The organism is Actinoallomurus acaciae (genome assembly GCF_042429965.1).
In the GTDB taxonomy this organism is placed as follows: domain Bacteria; phylum Actinomycetota; class Actinomycetes; order Streptosporangiales; family Streptosporangiaceae; genus Actinoallomurus; species Actinoallomurus acaciae.
The window spans coordinates 1-2,753 of the sequence record NZ_JBHLZP010000791.1; the positions used below are offsets into that span (position 1 = coordinate 1).

General features: G+C 73.7%; 3 protein-coding genes. 1 reads left to right on the forward strand and 2 read right to left on the reverse strand.

The features are described from left to right. Together ACFFNX_RS47040 and ACFFNX_RS47045 are read right to left on the reverse strand one after the other, a co-directional pair. The coding region (locus ACFFNX_RS47040) for a thiamine pyrophosphate-binding protein (RefSeq protein ID WP_378212898.1) at window positions 1–271 on the reverse strand (271 nt) is incomplete at its 3' end. A gap of 13 nt (window positions 272–284) precedes the next feature. Next, the gene (locus tag ACFFNX_RS47045) at window positions 285–1,739 is read right to left on the reverse strand and encodes an aldehyde dehydrogenase family protein (protein WP_378212900.1); all 1,455 of its coding nucleotides are present in this window, start codon (window positions 1,737–1,739) and stop codon (window positions 285–287) included. A gap of 72 nt (window positions 1,740–1,811) precedes the next feature. On the opposite strand from ACFFNX_RS47045, the gene ACFFNX_RS47050 reads away from it, so the two are divergent. Then, a partial coding sequence (locus ACFFNX_RS47050) for an amidohydrolase family protein (protein WP_378212901.1) occupies window positions 1,812–2,753 on the forward strand: 942 nt, incomplete at its 3' end.

A 2,753-nucleotide genomic window follows, 5' to 3' on the forward strand; every position in this document is an offset into this window, starting at 1 on the left:
CCGCGGCGGCCTCGCCGAAGGCCCCCGCGGCGTTCGCCGCGCCGGGTCCCGTGGTCGTCAGGGCGACCCCGAGCCCGCCGGACGCGCGCGCCAGCCCGTCGGCCGCGTACACCGCGGTCTGCTCGTGCCGTACCCCGACGATCTCCGGAGTGCCCGGACCGGCGTCGCGCCAGAACGCGAGGTTGTGCACCCCGGGCAGGCCGAACGCCTTGCGTACGCCCGCCCGCTCGAACGCCTCGAGCACGCGCCGGGCGACCGATGCCTCCTCCATGGCGGCTCTCCTTTCAGGTTCGCGCGCCGGGGCGCAGGTAGACGGTCGTGGTGTGGGTGAAGAACTCACGCGCCGCCCGTCCCTGCTCCTTCGGCCCCGACCCACTGTCCTTTACCCCGCCGAAGGGCACATGCGGATCGGCGCCGGCGGTCTCGGAGTTCACGTGCAGGACGCCCACGGCGCACTCGTCGACGGCGCGCATGGCCCGGCCGAGATCCTCGGTGAAGACCGACGCCGCGAGCCCGAACGCCGAGTCGTTGGCCAGCGCGAACGCCTGGTCGGCCGAGGTAGCGGTGACGGCCGCCAGGACCGGCCCGAACACCTCCTCGCGCCACACGGCCGGGCCGGTGGAGGACAGGCGGAGCAGGGTCGGCGGCACGAACGCCGCGTCCGCGCGCTCGTCCGCGAAACGGCCGCCGCCGGCGAGGACCTCGGCGCCGTCGGCCACCGCCCGCTCGATGTCGGCGAAGATCGAGTCGCGGGCGTCGAGCGAGGCCGCGGGACCCATGTCGATCTCCTCCAGCAGCGGGTCGCCGACGTTCAGCCCGTCGAGCCGGCGGCCGACGCGGGCGAGCAGGTCGTCCGCGACCGGCTCCTCGACGATCAGCCGCGACGTCGCCGTGCACTTCTGCCCGGTCGACCGCATGGCGCCGAGCACGACCTGCTCGGCGGCCATGTCGAGATCGGCGTCGGCGAGCACGACGGCCGCGTTCTTGCCGCCCATCTCGGTCTGCACGGGCTTGCGCAGCCCCGCGCAGGTCACCATGAGCTGCGTGCCGACCTCGGTGGAGCCGGTGAAGCTCACCGCGGCCACGCCGGGATGCCGGGCCAGGTACGACCCGGTCGAGCCGGGGCCGAGCAGGAGCGAGAGCACGCCGGCGGGCAGTCCCGCCTCGACGAGGGCGTCGGCGAAGCGGTAGGCGAGGAGCGGGACGAGGCTCGCGGGCTTCCACACGACGCAGTCGCCGTGCACGAGCGCGGGGGCGATCTTCCAGGCGGGGATGGCGATCGGGAAGTTCCACGGCGTGACGATCGCGACGACGCCGAGCGGTCTGCGCACCACGAGGATCCGTTCGTCCCGGCGCGGCGACGCGTAGATCTCACCGGCGTCCCGGTTGGCCTCATCGGCCTGGAACCGGAGGATCTCCGCCGCACGGCGCACCTCCGCGATCCCCTCGGGCCGGGTCTTGCCCTCCTCGCGCGTCAGCTCCGTGCCCACCGGCTCGGCACGGGCGTCGAGCAGGTCCGCGGCGCGGCGCAGCACGGCGGCCCGTTCGTGGATGGGCGTACGCGCCCAGGCGCGGGCCGCCGCGTTCGCCGCGTTGATCGCGTCCTCGGCGTCCTGGTCGCCGGCGGCGGAGAACTCGGCGACCACCTCGCCGGGGCGCGCCGGATTCACCGACGTACGGACGGCTCCGCGCCCGTCCCGCCACCGGCCGCCGACGAGGCTCCGCACCGCGGTCGTCATCTGAGCACCTTCCCTGGAGTCACGTATCATGTATACATAGTCCGTACTCTCCGATCAATCCTGGGAGGCGCCGTGGGACGGACGCTGGTGACCGGCATCGGCCTGCTCGTGACGGGGGACGCGGCGCCACCGGTGCGCGACACGACGCTGGTGGTCGAGGACGGCGTGATCACCTCGGTCGGCGGCGACTGCCCGTCCCCCGACACGGTCGTCGACGCGAACGGGCTCACCGTCATCCCCGGCCTGGTGGACGGCCACGTGCACCCGACCGTGGGGGAGTGGACACCGGCCCAGAACGCGGTCGGCTGGATCCACAACTACCTGCACGGCGGGACGACGACGATGGTCTCGGCCGGCGAGCTGCATGTGCCCGGCCTGCCGTTCGAGGACCTCACCCCCGACCTGGTCCTCGGGCTGGCACGCCTGTCGCGCGCCACGCTCGCGCGGACGCGGCCCTCCGGCGTGAAGGTCGAGGCCGGGACGCTGCTGCTGGTGCCGGGCATGACCGCCGCGCACTTCGACCAGATGGCCGAGGCCGGCATCCGGCAGCTCAAGTTCATCTTCTACGACTGGAACCGTCTCGACGACGGCGAGGCGGTCGAGTACATGCGCTGGGCGGCCGAGCGCGGCATGACCGTGAAGATGCACTCGGGCGGCGTCTCGCGCTCGGGCTCGAGCCGGGTCGCCGGCCATGACGTGGTCACCGCCGTACGGCCGGACGTGGTCGGGCACATCTCCGGCGGCCCGATCCCCATGCCCGACGAGGAGATCCGCGGTGTCATCGACGACCTGCCGGACGCCGGTATCGAGGTGTGCAGCTCGATGAACTACCGGGCGACCATGGTCACGGTCGACCACCTGCGCGACGCCGGCCGGCTCGACCGGCTCACCGTGGGCACCGACACGCCCGGCGGCACCGGCGTGATCCCCCGGGGCATGATGCGCAACATCTGTTTCCTCGCCTCGGTCTGCGGGCTCGCGCCCGAGGTCACCGTCGCGGCGGCGACCGGCGCG